The organism is Haloplanus vescus, assembly GCF_900107665.1.
Lineage (GTDB): Archaea > Halobacteriota > Halobacteria > Halobacteriales > Haloferacaceae > Haloplanus > Haloplanus vescus.
In genome coordinates, this window is sequence record NZ_FNQT01000005.1 from 1 (window position 1) to 15,559 (window position 15,559).

16 protein-coding genes are annotated in these 15,559 nt (G+C 56.0%); 6 read left to right on the forward strand and 10 right to left on the reverse strand.

What is annotated here, in order from left to right; translation table 11 throughout:
* Positions 1-218 precede the first annotated feature (218 nt).
* Positions 219-3,842, forward strand: coding sequence for an Eco57I restriction-modification methylase domain-containing protein (locus BLU18_RS12775; protein ID WP_092635512.1), 3,624 nt, complete (start codon positions 219-221; stop codon positions 3,840-3,842).
* Positions 3,843-3,889: 47 nt separating this feature from the next.
* Here BLU18_RS12775 and BLU18_RS15280 read toward each other — a convergent pair whose 3' ends face one another.
* On the reverse strand, positions 3,890-4,567 hold the full coding sequence (locus BLU18_RS15280; RefSeq protein ID WP_394327342.1) for a tyrosine-type recombinase/integrase: 678 nt from the start codon (positions 4,565-4,567) through the stop codon (positions 3,890-3,892).
* 125 nt (positions 4,568-4,692) lie between these two features.
* Between BLU18_RS15280 and BLU18_RS15050 the strand changes: the two genes are divergently transcribed.
* From BLU18_RS15050 to BLU18_RS12795, 3 genes are all read left to right on the forward strand, one after another.
* Positions 4,693-5,259 carry a hypothetical protein gene (locus BLU18_RS15050; RefSeq protein ID WP_245697954.1) on the forward strand — a complete coding sequence of 189 codons (567 nt, stop codon included), beginning with the start codon at positions 4,693-4,695 and terminating at the stop codon, positions 5,257-5,259.
* Between the two features lie 57 nt (positions 5,260-5,316).
* Positions 5,317-5,751: a TRAM domain-containing protein gene (locus BLU18_RS12790; RefSeq protein WP_092635516.1), complete on the forward strand. Its 435-nt coding sequence runs from the start codon at positions 5,317-5,319 to the stop codon at positions 5,749-5,751.
* A 76-nt stretch (positions 5,752-5,827) separates the two neighbouring features.
* Complete coding sequence (locus tag BLU18_RS12795) at positions 5,828-6,181, forward strand: hypothetical protein (RefSeq protein WP_218124105.1); 354 nt, start codon at positions 5,828-5,830, stop codon at positions 6,179-6,181.
* 85 nt (positions 6,182-6,266) lie between these two features.
* Here BLU18_RS12795 and BLU18_RS12800 read toward each other — a convergent pair whose 3' ends face one another.
* The 5 genes from BLU18_RS12800 to BLU18_RS12820 form a co-directional block, all read right to left on the reverse strand.
* Positions 6,267-6,962 (reverse strand): nucleotidyltransferase family protein, encoded by a 696-nt coding sequence (locus BLU18_RS12800; protein WP_092635518.1) that lies wholly within the window; start codon positions 6,960-6,962, stop codon positions 6,267-6,269.
* On the reverse strand, positions 6,959-7,633 hold the full coding sequence (locus BLU18_RS12805) for a helix-turn-helix domain-containing protein (RefSeq protein WP_092635520.1): 675 nt from the start codon (positions 7,631-7,633) through the stop codon (positions 6,959-6,961). The genes BLU18_RS12800 and BLU18_RS12805 overlap by 4 nt, the downstream gene beginning before the upstream one ends.
* A 56-nt stretch (positions 7,634-7,689) precedes the next feature.
* Entirely contained in the window at positions 7,690-9,042 is a 1,353-nt protein-coding gene (locus BLU18_RS12810) for a DUF790 family protein (RefSeq protein ID WP_092635523.1), read from the reverse strand.
* On the reverse strand, positions 9,029-10,441 hold the full coding sequence (locus BLU18_RS12815) for a DEAD/DEAH box helicase (protein ID WP_092635525.1): 1,413 nt from the start codon (positions 10,439-10,441) through the stop codon (positions 9,029-9,031). The genes BLU18_RS12810 and BLU18_RS12815 overlap by 14 nt, the downstream gene beginning before the upstream one ends.
* A gap of 114 nt (positions 10,442-10,555) precedes the next feature.
* Positions 10,556-10,912, reverse strand: coding sequence for a calcium-binding protein (locus BLU18_RS12820; RefSeq protein ID WP_092635528.1), 357 nt, complete (start codon positions 10,910-10,912; stop codon positions 10,556-10,558).
* 440 nt (positions 10,913-11,352) lie between these two features.
* Here BLU18_RS12820 and BLU18_RS12825 point away from each other — a divergent pair, with 440 nt between their 5' ends.
* Positions 11,353-11,955: a hypothetical protein gene (locus tag BLU18_RS12825; protein WP_092635530.1), complete on the forward strand. Its 603-nt coding sequence runs from the start codon at positions 11,353-11,355 to the stop codon at positions 11,953-11,955.
* A 23-nt stretch (positions 11,956-11,978) separates the two neighbouring features.
* Here BLU18_RS12825 and BLU18_RS12830 read toward each other — a convergent pair whose 3' ends face one another.
* From BLU18_RS12830 to BLU18_RS12845, 4 genes are read right to left on the reverse strand one after another with little or no spacing between them, the layout of a single operon-like run.
* Positions 11,979-12,449, reverse strand: coding sequence for a TIR domain-containing protein (locus BLU18_RS12830; RefSeq protein WP_092635532.1), 471 nt, complete (start codon positions 12,447-12,449; stop codon positions 11,979-11,981).
* Positions 12,450-12,493: 44 nt separating this feature from the next.
* On the reverse strand, positions 12,494-12,931 hold the full coding sequence (locus BLU18_RS12835; RefSeq protein WP_092635534.1) for a DUF4231 domain-containing protein: 438 nt from the start codon (positions 12,929-12,931) through the stop codon (positions 12,494-12,496).
* A gap of 16 nt (positions 12,932-12,947) precedes the next feature.
* Positions 12,948-13,523, reverse strand: coding sequence for a hypothetical protein (locus BLU18_RS12840; protein WP_092635536.1), 576 nt, complete (start codon positions 13,521-13,523; stop codon positions 12,948-12,950).
* Complete coding sequence (locus tag BLU18_RS12845; RefSeq protein ID WP_092635538.1) at positions 13,520-14,407, reverse strand: zinc ribbon domain-containing protein; 888 nt, start codon at positions 14,405-14,407, stop codon at positions 13,520-13,522. The genes BLU18_RS12840 and BLU18_RS12845 overlap by 4 nt, the downstream gene beginning before the upstream one ends.
* 120 nt (positions 14,408-14,527) lie before the next feature.
* Between BLU18_RS12845 and BLU18_RS12850 the strand changes: the two genes are divergently transcribed.
* Positions 14,528-15,544: a nucleotide kinase domain-containing protein gene (locus BLU18_RS12850; protein ID WP_092635540.1), complete on the forward strand. Its 1,017-nt coding sequence runs from the start codon at positions 14,528-14,530 to the stop codon at positions 15,542-15,544.
* The last annotated feature ends 15 nt before the right edge of the window (positions 15,545-15,559 follow it).

The window sequence follows — 15,559 nt, forward strand, 5'->3', positions numbered from 1 at the left end:
AGCTCCCAGCCTTGCCCTTCAGCTTCGAGCCGCTGGAAATACTCAATGCATTGCATCAACTGAGCGTCTCGCTATTGGCTGTTTTCGACTTGATCTACGAATAATAGTGAAATACGAGCTGCTCCTCACACTCTATTCAACAAGTGCATTGACCAGTTCAGTCGAAAGTCACCCTCATATCCATCATTTTCATATGAGTAAGGCAACTTTCAGGTGGTATGACTCTCCAGCAGATCACCGCATCCGATATTGCGGGCTGGGACTCTTTACAGGATATAGCGAACTCCTTTGAAAAACGCGGGCTCAAACCACGCCCGAAACTTGGGGGCGATAACGAACTCGTAGTCCAGCTTGATGATGACGAATTCATCGTCATTGTCAATGCTGGCCCCGGTGAGACTGCCACGGACTTCAAACCGAAAAATCGCTCACGGCATACCAACCTTGTTGCCACCAACGATTTCGAGACCTTCACCTTCATTACGCGAGTCCGAAGCTGGGAGGGGCAGCAGCACGGTCGAATTAAGCATCAAAAGATTTCGTTCTCGAAGGAGCAGTTCACGCGGGACAGCGGAGAGAAGAACACAATTCTCCAGAAGCTGAACTCGATCGAGTACGGTTCCTCTGCTGCGATATACGATACGCTCTACGACACGCAACAGGTCGTCAAGGAGTTCTATGAACAGTTTGAGGAACTCCGGACTGATCTCATTCAAGAAGTTACAGGCATCCCTGATGATCGTGGTGATGCGAAGCAACGATATGTGCAGGTCATTCTTGACCGGATGATCTTCCTATACTTCATCCAGGAAAAACGCCTTCTTGATCGGAACCCGAATTACCTTCACGAACAGCCGAATGAAGTCGTCGACGAGGGGGGAGACCACTACGAAGAGTTCTACGAACCGCTCTTTTTCGAATACCTAGCAGAAGACAAGCAGAACCCTGACTTCGGTAGTCTTCCGTACCTGAACGGTGGCTTGTTTGCAAGGAATCCTGTCGAAGAGGAGTTCCAAGACGCGAAGTTAGGTGGTCCTGCCGAGAAAACGAACGAGCTCTTCGACGATATCCTCGACTTCCTCTCCGACTGGAACTGGAACGTAGACGAACGACTCGACATCGTCGATCCCAAGAACCTCTCCCCGGCGATCTTGGGCCACATCTTCGAGCAAACGGTCAATCAGAAGGAGATGGGGGCGTACTACACACCAGAAGAGATCACGGGGTTCATGGCCCGACGGACGATCCATCCGTATCTGCTCGATCAACTCAACGAGGCTGTGGACGCGGACTACGACGAGATCGACAATGTGTTCGGATTCCCCGTGCCTGAGGCAGATACTAGCACAGAAGCTGTTGCCGATGGCGGAACCATAACCCAGCAAGTTCCAACGGAAAACGTCCAGACCTGCCATGTGGAGACTCTCTACCACGACATTCTGAAGGAAGCGCATATTCTCGATCCCGCCGTAGGAAGTGGTGCCTTCCTGCTCGCCGCACAGGAGGTGCTAATGGACCTATACATGCAATGCATTGAGTATTTCCAGCGGCTCGAAGCTGAAGGGCAAGGCTGGGAGCTGGAGACTCGTAGTCGTGAGGAATTAGAACGTATCGAGGGTGGGCATGGTGGGGAGTCGCTATACGCCAAACGCTCGATTATTCTGGATAACCTCTACGGGGTGGATATCGACGAAGGCGCTGTGGAGATCTGTAAACTTCGGTTGTGGCTCTCGATGGTTGCGGATATCGAAGACGAGCCAGGGGAGGTCGAACCGCTCCCGAATATTGATTTCAACATCCGGCAGGGGAACAGTCTAATTGGATTTACAGACCTCATCGAAACCGTCAACGAAGAGGGTGATACCTCACTCACAAATTATGGCATCGGTGAAGAACCACCGGTCAGCGAGTATTACGAGGACGTGATCCACGCTCAGCGGAAACACAAACGGGCAAGTTCCTCGAAAGAAGCAACCAACGCCCGTCGTCAGGCAGAGTCACTCATCACCAGCTACAGTCAGAATCTGGACAACAAGGTGCTAGATGAGTTCCATAATGCCGGTGCTGAAATCACTCTGGATCAAGTTCAAGAATTCCACCCCTTTCATTGGATTCTTGAATTCGCGCTAGTCTACGACCAGGGAGGTTTTGATCTCATTATCGGGAATCCCCCTTGGGATCAGCTCCGAGCAAGCCGCGACGATTACTTCGTCAAGTTTGATGAGCAGTTCCGGTCCCGGATGCCTTCGAATAAGGACGAGATGCAGAAACAGCTGCTGGAAGACGAGGACATTGCCGAGGGATGGGAGGAGTATCAAGAGCAGATAGAGAAGCAAATGCGGTACTTCACTGATGGTTCTGAATACATCCTCCAGAAACCTGTTATTGATGGACGGAAGGATCCAAATGAAAACAATCTTGCGGCACTCTTCTTTGAGAGATTGTTCGAACTCGTGAGCGACGAGGGGTATGTAGCGCAAGTTCTACCTGGAGTGATGTTCAGTGGCTCTTTCTCGAAAGATCTCCGGATGAAACTTTTGAATGATGCGGAAATACAGTCGTTGGTTGGCTTCGAGAATCATGGAATATTCGGTGATCTTCATCGACAGTATCAGTTCGCTGTTCTCACGTTCAAGAACCAGGGGGAGTCGGAGCAAATCAAGGGAATATTCGATCAACATGATGTTTCTGTCCTCCGTCATTTCGACGAGAACGCGGTTGAGATCCCACGAGAAGTACTAACCCAATATTCGTTGAAAGCGCGGATATTCCCCAATATTACCCATCCTGAGGAAGTGGGTATCTTGGAGAGTATTGTCTCACACCCTCCGTTGGGAGAAAAAATCGACAATAAATGGAACGTCACTCCGCACCGTGAACTGGATCGATCACGGGCGTCTGACCGCTTCGTCGAAGAGGAAAATGAAGGTGACTACCCTGTGTACGGTGGAGCAAACATTCACCAGTTCCAGCACGACAATACGTTCGATTCGAGTCTTGATTCCCCTTCACTATGGAGTGTCGATGAAGATCAGCCTGATCTGAGCGCTAAATACCGTGTTCGGGAACGGGCGTACAACGGTGGAACGCCGAAAAAGAACATATACGAAGCGTTTGGTGGACCGAAGACCAGCAAATCACAGAAGGGATTCGTCAACGATCTTCTTCAGGAACACCGTGGACAGGACCTCTGTATGGATGACCTCCTTCCAGACTTCACGGAATACCGGATTATCTACCGAGATATCGCCCGACCTACCGACGAACGGACAATGATTTCGACTGTGTTACCCAAAGGGCTCGTTTGTGTTCACACACTCCAGACATTTTCGCCATATGAAGTCAATCCGGAGCAGGACGATCTCTCAGAGTATCCCCTACGTTCAATCTATGAACGTGCCTACGATGACGAGGAACTGTTTGTCATCACTGGTCTACTGAACAGCATTCCGTTCGATTACCTAATGCGGACGAAGGTCGATTCACACATTGTCCGGTTCAAACTAGAAGAATCACAGGTCCCGCGTCTCACAGAGGGGGACAACTGGTTCCACTATATTTCTGACCGGGCGGCCCGACTCAACTGCTACGGTAAGGAGTTCGAGGAGATGCGGGAACGGCTCGGCGGAATTGATCCCGCTAAAGAGGAATCAGAGCGTCGGCGACTTCAGGCCGAAGTTGATGCAGCTTCTTTCCACGCCTACGGACTCGATAGGGCGGAAATGCAGTTCGTTCTTGATGACTTTCATCGGGTGTCGAATCCTCGAATTATGACGGAAGCCTACATCGATAGGGTCGCTGAGAAATACACTCATCTTGGAGACGTAGGGCCAATGGAGTAACTTTTGAGCTAGCACTAGCCGGTTCTTGAATGTTAGTCCATTCAGGCTTACTGATGAATGCTGTCCAGCGCTCGTCGGGTCATCGCTCCATCGACATTCAGATATTGACGTGCAGTGGTGATGTCCTCCCATCCGAACATTGCTCGGAGTGCGGGAAGATCTAAGCCTCTTCCGGCGTGATAAGACGCTGCTGTGGCTCGTAATCCATGTAACGAGGTTGCGTCGTTAGACAATTCTGGAGACCGTTCCAAGGCAGTTTCCAGTCGCCGCTGTAAGGTCGAGAACGAATATGGCCAGCCACCATGTTCGTCAAGTAGCAATTCAACCGCGACTCGAACTCGATATGAAAAGTGGTACGGAACTGTTCGAGATGCGGCTTCTGTTTTCGGGAGCCAATAACGCTCAGCAAAGCTCTGAAAATCCGTATTGGGATTGTGATCCAGCCGCTGTTTCACCGCCTGTCGACAGTATCCACAGATACCGCCATCTCTTCCTTTCGTACAGTTTTGCTGTGTTGGAATCTGGATCATCTGCCGCTCTAGATCAACCCACGATTTCGACAAGTGCGTTGTTTCTCCTGGTCTAAGTCCAAGACGGCCTCCAAGGAGAATGGCCGCTCGTGTTTCGAGTCTCTGTTGTGTATCATCTATTCGCCCAGCACCTTCTAACAGTAGTTCGAACTCGCGTTCGCTAAGGGCCCTCTCTCGTGTTGCTACCATATCCATCGCTGTCTGTCGATACAAAGATAATCCGCTTCTTCTTCGAGTGGCAAGGTGAATCGGTTCACAGCCGCCAGAATTGCCGTCTGATATGACAGGAAGTACTTATGGGTGCCCCCCGGACGAAGCGTATGGGACTCTTTGAGACCTTATTTAGCTCATCCACTGGGGACACTGACCCTCAGGCACAGCAACCGAGTCAGCACGAAATCTTCCCCGAGGACAAGTACAATGTCGCATACGCTGTAGCCGCTCGGCGTGAAGAAATTCGGGCGTTAGAACACCTTCTAGAAGCGGATCAGACCTCACCTACCGCCCTGGAGGCTGAGCCTTTCCTTCAGGATGTAATCGAAGAGATGGAGCGGGATCGGGAATACTCCCTCCGCCTTCGAACCTCTGGGGAGGAACTCGTCGACGATATCCGTGAACTCATAGAGCATTGGGACAATCAGGTAGATGAGCAGATAGGAACGATTTGGTGGCCTATCGGAGCAGATACGAGGTTCAGGTTGTACCTCCATTATCTGGAACTCCGTGCTGACGCGGAGGATGACCAATTTTCGTTCCCGGAGTCTGTTGGACAGGTTCACACTCTCGTCCAGCGTGGTCTCAGTGCAATAGAAGATGATGACGACTCGAAGCTCGCTGTAGTCCATAAGCGAGACATTCCTTGGGAAGAACCAGCTGGGGACAGCTGATCCAGTTCGCTCCTTCTCAAAGAGACCGATTAATTGTATCCAGTATCAAACCCAGTTATGGTAGAAATATCAGACCCCCTGTGTTCGCTTTTCACTGCGAAAATTAAGGAGGAGGATGGCACATCCGTGATCGAGATTCCTCCGAGTGAGATCAAGCATGGGGCGCTGACTGTTGATGAAACGTACCGCATCGCTCTTCTTGATTCATCCTCCGAAGCTGAATCAACATCTCCACAGAGCCCACGGCATCCCGCCTCTCAGGAAAGCACGAGCCATGATTCATCTGGTCCTCCTGTTGATGAGGGAGAAGTGCGCGACGTGACAATCGAAACCGTCGGCGATCAGGGCGATGGTATCGCAAAAGTCGAACGTGGCTACGTCGTGATCGTTCCCGGCGCTCAGCCCGGCGACGAGCCAACAGTCGAAATCGAACAAGTTCAGGAGAACGTCGCGTTTGCGAGCATCGTCGATAGCGATCCGCGAGCACTCTAACCCATTGTCCCTTCTGTGGATCGGTCTTCTTCTCGGTAAACCATCGGTGTGAGAAGGCTCCGTTCGAGTTTGTCTAATGGAGGTGGTTCTGAAAGTCACGTCACGTTTTCTTCACGCGTTCGCGATGGCACAACCTTCCAAGGCCGATATTCAATCTATGACAAAGGAACCGATTGAGGTACTCGACGACCTGGCCGACCAGGTCGCCGATGAGTTCGAGGCGTATAGACAGCCGGACGAATTCAAGGATGTCTCGCTCGTGATTGAGAACAGCGACGAGGAACATCCGACGCTGATCGTCCACGTTGATAGAGCGGACGCGGAGTCCCTTGCCGACCGTATTGATGAGTTCCTCCGCGAGCACGGTGCTCGTACTGAACGGGAACGACACTCAGCTACGGATGTCCGTGTGTTAGCGACGGTCGACTGACAACCGCCCCTCCAATTTTTTGACTGACTCCAAGCACCGCTGAAGGGCCTTATCTTCCCTTCCGGTCAGGGGAGTCCCGACCGATTCAGCTCAGGTGATCAATCTGTGCAGACAGATACTCTTGGAGAGCGGTGACCGTTTCTTCTGAGACAGCTGAGGCCCCGAAGTCACTCCGAAATCCGTGTTTGAGTTCGTCACTCTCCAAGATCTCCAGACCACGCTCAAGTTGCTCCCGGAGCTCATCGTCGTCCCCTCGCCGCAGGTGGGGTGTGACAGCGTCGAGGTCGATCTCTTCAGCCACTGCCAAGACGTCCCGAAGGTCCGTTTCTCGGCCGCTGTGGAGCTTTGCAGCCACGAGGACTGCCCCATCGATGACTCTAGCCGTCGTCGTCACTGTGCCCCCGCTCACCTCCTGTTGGTGGCTGTGGTCGTACAGGTAGTTGAACGACCACTGTGCCTCGGTCTGACGACACCCGAGTCCGTTCACCAAGAGGTCGAAGCCGATCGGCTGTTGCGGCGTGAGCCGCTTTTCGTACTCGATCACCTCTGTATCGTAGAACCACTCCTTGGCATGGCTGTCCGTTTTCTCGAATCCCCGCTGTTCGAGGAACTCGACGAAGTCAGCTTTGGAGTCCGGTGCGACGACGATATCGAGGTCCGTGGAGAAGCGAGCATTGAACGCTGAGACAGCGTACCCGCCGACGAGAACGTACTCGTGGCCCTCTTGGGTGAGCTCCTCGAGCAGTTCGATGAGCGCGTCACTTCGGTTGTTGAAGCTCATGGTTGTGCCCGTTCGATCTCTCGATACGTGACGCCGAGGTCGAGGTCCTCGTACATCCGGTCGAGCATCGCGAGCGCCGACTGGAACTGGGCGTAGTTCTCACGCATATACTCGATCGTCTCTGCTCTCGAGATCACCGGGTACCCCTCGACATGCTCGATGTCGAGTGAGGGGCGTGGCTCGAGGACGATCTGTAGCGGTCCGTCCAACTCGTCTCGGGGCTGCCGTTCGAATGTGGTGGGGAGGCTGAACGACTCGAAAAACGCTTCCCAGGCGTCGACGTCCCGCTCACGGACGGCCAGGAACAGCGGATAGTCATCCGGATTCCGCCCAACTTGGTAGCCACCTTGGGTCCACACGTAGACGCCATCGATCCGCGTGAACGCGAACGGCCAGTCGCCGAATTGTGGGATGACGTAGGACTCCTCGATGGTGGGTGGACTGACGCCGGCGCTGGCAGCGACGAGCTCGCGAGCTGCGTCGCGCACGCGCTCGTCGACGACAGTGAGGCCGTCGTCATATGAAACGTAGCCTGCGTCTTCCAGCCGATTGACGGCCTGTCTCACTGTCTCGTAGGGCGTGTGGAGGTGTTGGGCGACACGGCGGATGGAGTCACCACTCTCGATGGTGAGGATGACCTGCGCCGCGGTGTCGTCGAGCACCTCATACATCTGGTGGTTACCAATAATCCGGTAACAGTTAAAAGCCTTACTGGACCCACTATCTTTCAAGCCTGCTCTTCACTCTGGGGCATCTCTGTCGCGTATTGTTCAGCTAAATCGACTACGTCGTAGACGTGAATTCCAGTTTTGAACCACAGCACTCGATCGGCGGCGCTCCCGAACTCCTCGCTCGCACAATCCAGTTGCTCCGAGACAGCCAGTACGAAATTGTCGGCCTCTACCTTTCGAATCTTCTCCAGCTTTGCGTCCAGATACTCGGGTGTCCAGAAGCCGACGATCTCGAGGATCGCTCGCCTGCCATCGGGATGTTCGATTGCGAAGTCGGGGATCATCACCTCGGCACCCAGATCGAAGACATCGTCTTCCCGCACCAGCTCCCAATCCGTATTCGCTCGCTCCCACTTCCGGGTGAGTGTCCGCTCGACATCGCTATCGAACTGGTCGCCGGCACTGTAGTGTGAATCGAGGTCCTCCGTGTGGTCGAGCGCGAACTGTCGCGTCGCGCCGGTCGTCTCGTCGACGAGGATCTCGGCAACCATCTCCCAGCGGTCACAGAGGGGCAACGCCGGCAGGAAGTTCGCCATGCGAATCCCGTACTTTTGTGATTTCGAGAACAGCGACGCCGGGCCGTCCAGTACTGCCTCATAGCCGGCGGCCTGATCCGTACTCGGGACACGCTCGCCATCGGCGTCGATCGGATAGATGCGATGCATTAACCCGAACAGCTTCACGTAGCTGAACACCGTCCCAAAGTGGTCCCAGACCCGAATCCGCATTTCCGTCGCATCGTAGAGCACCGCCTGGGCGAGCGCGAGGTTGTAGCGGGTCAACAACCAGTCCACGGTGAGATCCGTGTGTTCGTACTCCGCATCGCTGCTGCCGGTCAGATTGGTCGTCGACGTCTCGTCATCACTGGCGTACTGGTCGGCCGTCCGCGTGCCGATTCGGACGAGCCGTTTGTTGTCTTCGAGATCGGCATACATCCCGCGATAGCACTCCTCGAGCGACACCCCGAGGTCGTCGGCGACCGCGCTGTACACCTCCAGTTTCTGTGTGTCCTCGCCGAGCGTCGGCTGGCGGACGATTGGATAGCGCTCGTTGGCTTTCTCGAAGAGTCGCCGGCGGATCTCGCGCGGTTCGACGGAGGCCACGACCTCGAACTCACACTTGTCTTTCAGGAGTTTCGCCAGCCCTTGGACGATCTTGTAGTCGGTATCTGCGACGGTCAGCTCGTCAATCGCGTCCTCGAGGTCGCCTTTCGGCTCGCCAAGGTGGTTCTCGAACAGCTGGATGAGTTCTCGAGCGGTCTGTCGGTAGCGCTCCTCGTCGGGATCGATGAACAGCGGGGTGACCGTCTCGTCGGTCGTGCGCGAGCGTGCGAGGTCAGCCGTCAGCACTGGCACTCACCCCCTCCCGGCGGCGTTGCGAAACGTAGGTCTCCATCGTGTCCTCGGTGATAATTTCGTAAAGCCGCGCTGGCTGGCGGTCATCCGTCGGTCGAAGAATGCGCCCGAGTCGTTGAGCGTACTGGCGTTTTGAGGCGCTCCCCGAGAGGATGATCCCGACGTTTGCCGCCGGGACATCGATCCCCTCGTCGAGAACCTGCGAGGTCACGAGCATCGAGTATTCGCCGGTCCGGAATCGCTCGAGGATTTCGGTGCGTTCGTCGGTCTTGGTCTGGTGGGTGATGCAGGGGACGATGAACTCCCGAGAAATGTCGTAGGCGAAGTCGTTGTTGGCGGTAAAGATGATCGCGCGGTCGTCGTGATGGCGCTTGATGAGATTGTCGAGCGTGTCGAGCTTCTTCTCTGCTGTTCGGGCGATCCGCTCGGCGCGATGCTTGGCGATGAGCGCCCGCCGCCCCTGTGGATCGTAGGAGGTGCGCTTGAGGAACTCCTGGTAGCCCTCCTCTTTCCAGAGATCGAACTCGTAGCTGTCGACGTAGTCCCGATAGATCTGATACTCTTCGTCGTACTGCTCGCGCTCATCGGCCGTGAGATCGACCGACATGTGGATTGTTTCGTACTCGCTGAGGTATTCACCGGCGAGTTCGTCGACGTCCTCCCGGTAGACGACCGGGCCGAGGAGGTCCTCGAGGAGTTCGTGCTTGCCGTCGGGCCGCTCGTACGTGGCGGTCAGCCCGAGGCGATACGGCGCGATCATCATCTCGGGGATCTGCCGGTAGGTCGGAGCTGGCAGGTGGTGTTCCTCGTCGACGACAAGTAGGCCGAACTGATCGCCGTACTCGTTGACGTAGCGGTAGGCGCTGTCGTAGGTGGTGACGGTGATCGCAGTGATGTCGTGGCTGCCGCCGCCGAGGACGCCGATCGGCTCCGAGAGTTGGTCTCCGAAGGCGTTGGTGAGCGTGGCGTGCCACTGATTCATGAGGTCGATCGTCGGCGTCACGACGAGCGTGCTGACGCCAGCGTCGGCGATGGCCTGCAGCCCGAGGAACGTCTTCCCGCTGCCCGTGGGGAGCACGACACTCCCTCGCCGATCGTAGTCGATCCAGGCGTCGAGCGCGGCCTGCTGGTAGTCACGCGGTTCGATGTGGAGCGCTGGCGTGAGTTCGAGATCGGGGTAGGCCCGCGCGGCGTCTTCGAGAGTGTGAGCGAAGCCCTCTTGCAACGTTGCCTGCTCGTTTCCGTCCGTCCACTCGCCGGCCCACTCGAGCAGGGCTCGATATCGATATGCTCGGGTTCGGTACTCGTCGACGCGGTCGTCCCACTCCCCATAGGGAACATCGTCGGGAGCATTACGGAGCAGGAGCGTTCCGTCGTCGAATTCGATTCGCATTCAGTATCACCTCGGACGTTCCCGACCGGATTCAATATGTGGGTTGTCCGGGATCTGGTGAAGCACGTCTCTGTCCTTCGATAGTTGAGGATTTTCTATCGAGGGGCTTGGTTGTCAGCGATCGAGCCAGTACTGCCAGTCCGCGATCGCTTGGTCCGTGTTACTACTGGCCTCGATCGGCTCCAGTTGCTCCAGTGGCACGCCAAGTTCTCTGCCCATCCACTCGATCGTCACGAACATCTGGTTGAGAGTCGGATCTGTTGGGGACATTCCAACCACGCGTACCGTTTCGCCTTCCTCTAGGGGTGACTCCTCTCGCTCGGTGACACAGCACGCTTCGAACGGAAAGTCTATCGTGTCGTCCAGATACGCGTACCATCCCCACGCCTGCTCTTCTGGGCTGTAGGTATCAACGATGATGCGCATCTTGATGCGCTCTTCCCGCTCCTCGTCCTTCTCGGCCCGCGTCATGCTGACCACTACTCATTCCGATTTCAAGATATTCGGGGTGGCCGAAACCACTCCTCCACCGATGCAGGACGCGCTCAATCATGGTCGTGGAACCGCTCCGAGTCGCTGGACAAAGTTAACCAACGAATGCTCGACAGATCTGTATACTGTTGGTTAATCTGGAGGATGGGATTGTCTGATACAGATTAGGGTCGCTCTTTACCGGTGGTTCGACCGAACTGCGCGGCGAACCACCGGTACTCGAAGGCACTAATCCGTATGAGTTGTGCGAGCAGATGGACGCGGACGGCAGGGGAGCGTGTCGCAAAATCAAAGAACTCTACAACGGATTATCCAGAAACGCGACTTCCACGGCATAACTTCATTTATCTGAGCTTGAGTCCCGATCCAAGTCTGTGGCAGTACCTTCACGTATCGGCCGGCCATCATCTGGAGATACTATGGTAACAATCGAGGATATATCCGTGACAACGGCTATCTCTGATAGCGAACAGGCACTCACCATCCGTGCGGATGTCGACGACGGCCCCACTGAGAACCTCCATTATCTCCGTCCGCTTGGCACGAACACATGGTTCACGCTCGTCGGTACGGGACGAGCTGACGGACCGGTAAATAGGGACGCCGATGGTGTCCCCCAGTTTATTCATGAGGTTGAGGAAGAACTGGTCGATCGCGGATATCCGCTCAGGCCGCTCCAGCAGGGATCGAACTACCCCGACCCGGGAAGCGTGGAGGTTCGAACTGGCCCGACATCCGAGCGTTACCCTCTCTTCTCTCACCCGAGCACCGTTGTCGTCTCCAAGGCCGGAACCACGGACGACGACATCTCGGAAGACGCCCGAGTGCAGGTGACGTACTCCGATCAGACGGATGATGAGTTCGAATACGACATCCATGTGATCGACGGGGATTTGCCATCCGACTGGGTGCTAGAGGATCTGGTGATTTGGGCAGAGGGGCTGGTCTGGGGCCGAACGAATCGCGCCCATGACCGCCGTGACAGGCCTGAAGATATCGATATTCTCTACCGGAACGCCTGAGTGAAGACGGCAGAGAACGAGTGTCAGGAACGGCCACAGCCGGTTCCTGCCCGGCCGCGGACCGTAGACTCGCCGACTTTGCTCCGCTGGCTCGCCGCCCGTTCAATCGCGTCGTCGAACTCGTCTGGATCCCAGTCGACGATCTCAGCGCCGTTTTCTTTCAACTTATCAGGGATGTCCTCGTCGGAGATATCGTCATCGACCTTGATTGCGACTAGGCCGTTGCCTTCCTTGAGCGAGCGCTCAACCTCGTAATCGACCCAGTCGCTGTCCTTCGTGTTCTCGCCGACCATGACGACGGTGACCGAGGTACCTTTCATTTCGTCCCGGATGCAGCTACGGATGTAGTCGTCGTTTGTGCTGTCTACGGGGTCAAGGAGGTGTCGGTCGTGGAAGGAGACATCGACGTTGTTGTTCCAGCGGAGCAGCCGGAAGCCTTTCGCTTTCATGCGGTCGCTTCCTTCGTAACTGATGAAGACGCGGCGGGTCGGCATTGGTGATGGCGGCCTGGAAAGCCGTGCTTATTGATAAAACGTGACTAGGCCTCTTGTGCCTTTCGCGTAGTAATCTCCCAATACCGGTTTTCCTGGCTGGTGAGCGCCAGCACCCGCTTGACGAACACCCGCTCAGGGTCGTCTACACCCTCGTACTCATCCGTCCGCGTCTTGAACATCTGCTCTTCCCGCCGCAGGCCTTCGGCGGTGGTTCGGTAGTTCATCCACTTCTTCTGATAGTTGAGATAGGATTCGAGTGCCTCCAAGATGATAAGCAGGACCGCAGCGATGATGATTGTGTTCTTCCAGACCGTGCTGCTCGTCACAGGGAACAGTGACACGGCGACAGGTAGGATGGCGGCCAGCACGATCTGTGCGCCCTTCATTAACCGATGCATCCATTTGTTACGAACCGCCTTGTCGTCATACCACTCGAACTGTCCTTCGTAGAACTCGTAGAATTCGTCGAAATTATCTACCATCGGTAAGGCTCCACGGTCACAGAATCGACTCTTCCTCAATCTTCGTCCACCGGTCGTCCAGCAGTGCTTCGAGGTCGACGTCCAGATTCTCCGCGGCGATGAGCAGATCCGAGACGATCTCGACGGTCTCCTCCTCGAGCAGTTCCCGGGTGTTCATCGGCTCCATGTGGTCGAGGGATTCCATCGCATTCGACATGCTGCCGGCAGGCGCGGCCATCCGCTGGAACAGCCAGTCCTGGACCTCCTCCGAATCCATCGGGTCGTCAGCTGGATCCAGCTGTTCCGCCCATTCTGCGACGCCCTCGGCTTCGATCCCGAACATCTCCTCCAGCTGCGCCTGAAGGTCCAGGTTGAGCGTGTTCGCCGCCGCGAGGGCGACGATGAAGCTGTCCGCCAGCGTCTTTTCGAGTTGTTCCATCCGCGTCTCCTCGTCGGCGTAGTCTCGGGAGAGGCGGCCTACGTATTTTGAGAAGTGCAGTACGTAATGGTTCATCCTGTCGGGATAGGGGAGCGTGTAGACATCCCGGTGATGTCCTTCGTCGTGCTCCTGCTGCCGTTTCTGCAGGTCAAGGAGGTCTGGGGAGTCGGTCATGCGTTGATCGCTCGGTCGGGAATAACCCCGCCTCCATTATCACAGTTAGGGCACAGTTTCAGCGGGGCCTCGTTCTCGAACTCATGCTCGCAGAGCAGGCAGAACCAGTCGGACACGCCTCTAGAGGTGATACGATCGAGATCGACGTCGAACTCGTCGACCTTCTGCTCTAGGATTTCCTTATTGCCGTCATCCTCATCCGTGGTCGCCATCTCGACGTAGTTCTCCACGGACTCCCAGTCGAAACTGTCCTCCCGCTCCCAGGTCGGGTACCGGTACTCGTGGTACCGCTTGTTGATCCGTTCCAGCCGGCGGATCTCCTCGATGTACCGCTCAGAATAATCCTCGCGGTCGTGGAGGAGGGCGAGGAGGTCGGCGGTCCGGTCGGGACCGACCAGCTTCTTCCGGAACCCGCTCTGGATCCCGTCGAATCCTGTCTCCTCGGCGACGGTCTCGAAACTGATCGGTGGATAGACCCAGTGCATCTCGTCGGCCACCAGTCGATAATCATCCTGAATGCTACCGTCCCGGTAGTTGGTGAGCAGTGGCCAGCCCAAGGAGTGCCAGCCGATGTGGTAGTATCCGGCGAGGTGGCGGTCGCCGTGGTAGTTGGTGCAAAAGAAGAGATAGGGGCGGTCGTTCTTGACCAGGCCGGAGCGGATGTCCCGGGTGCAGGTAGAGCAGAGGCCGTAACTCATCGTTTCGAGGTTCGGATCGCTCTTGTTGTCGTTGACCTTGGTGACCTCTCGGACCGGATACTTGCTGATGTCGTCCTCGCAGTAGTAGAGCGTCAGATAGCTCTTGGCGTCCTCCGATGCGTCATGCTCCTCCCACGGGTCGTTGGGGGGCATGAAGTCGCGTGCAGCATCGGAATCATATCTCATACTACGTAGAGATGCGATCCTCCGGCCGCCTAAAGGTTTCTCCGCATGAATGTTCGCTCGGTAAAACGGGTTCCCGTAAGATTCAATGAGTCAACGGCTGGTTTTCACAGCATACGAGTAATGTCTCAATCCTTAACGAAGCCCGACGAGATCAGGGATAGTCTCGACGAAGATACGCTTGACCTGTTCTGGCGGTTCATCACCGAACGTCAGCAGGTGTGGTATCGTCGGGTGGTCGAGGGGCAGCAGTCGCCGTGGACGGACGACGATATTCTCCAAGAATACCGCTTCACGAACGTTTATCGCGAGCTCGATCCCGGGACGCAGTACGTCATCCAGCACATCCTCGAGGTCGATGCGTCCCGGCAGGACAAGATCTTTAATGTGATGCTGTACCGGTTGATCGGCCGGCTGGAGACGCACGACTATCTCGGGTTCCAGTCGCTCGACGACTTCGACGCGGCCGAGTTTGAGGCCCAGTTGAAACATCGGCGCGACGAGCTGGACGAGACAGTGTTCACCGGGGCGTACATGGTCAGCGGCTACAACCACATGGGGTCATCCGACAAAGTCGAGAACGTGGCTGCGCTCTTCGACGAGCTCACCGCGGACTCCAACTTCTTCGACCAGGCGCTCGCAGCCGACTCGCTGGAGGATGCCTACGACCTGATCCGGGCGCAACCTGGGTTCGGGAACTTTCTCTCCTACCAGACCCTTGTGGACCTCCTGTATCCCGTCGATTTCTACGACGGTGATAGCGTACTCTCGTTCTCACCTGACGACTGGTCGTCACCGGGACCGGGCGCGCAGAAGGGATTGAAGCAACTTGTCACCGAGTTCAACGGATTCGACCGGCTTGCCGTAATGCGGTGGCTACGCCAGCACCAGCAAGAGGAGTTCGACCGGCTTGATTTGGATTTTCCCTTCCTGGAAACGGAGGCGGGCGACCCGCTGGAACTGTCGCTGGCGAACATCCAGAACTGTCTCTGCGAGTTCTACAAGTACCACAAGATCCTGCACTCGAACGGCCGTGCCCGCCGATGCTTCCGGGACTCCGAGGCCCGGTCCGGAAACGAGCTGCGGAGCATCTACGAAACGGCACCACACATCCGGGTTCCGGAACGGAGCAAGATATAAATCCGGCAGTCCGTA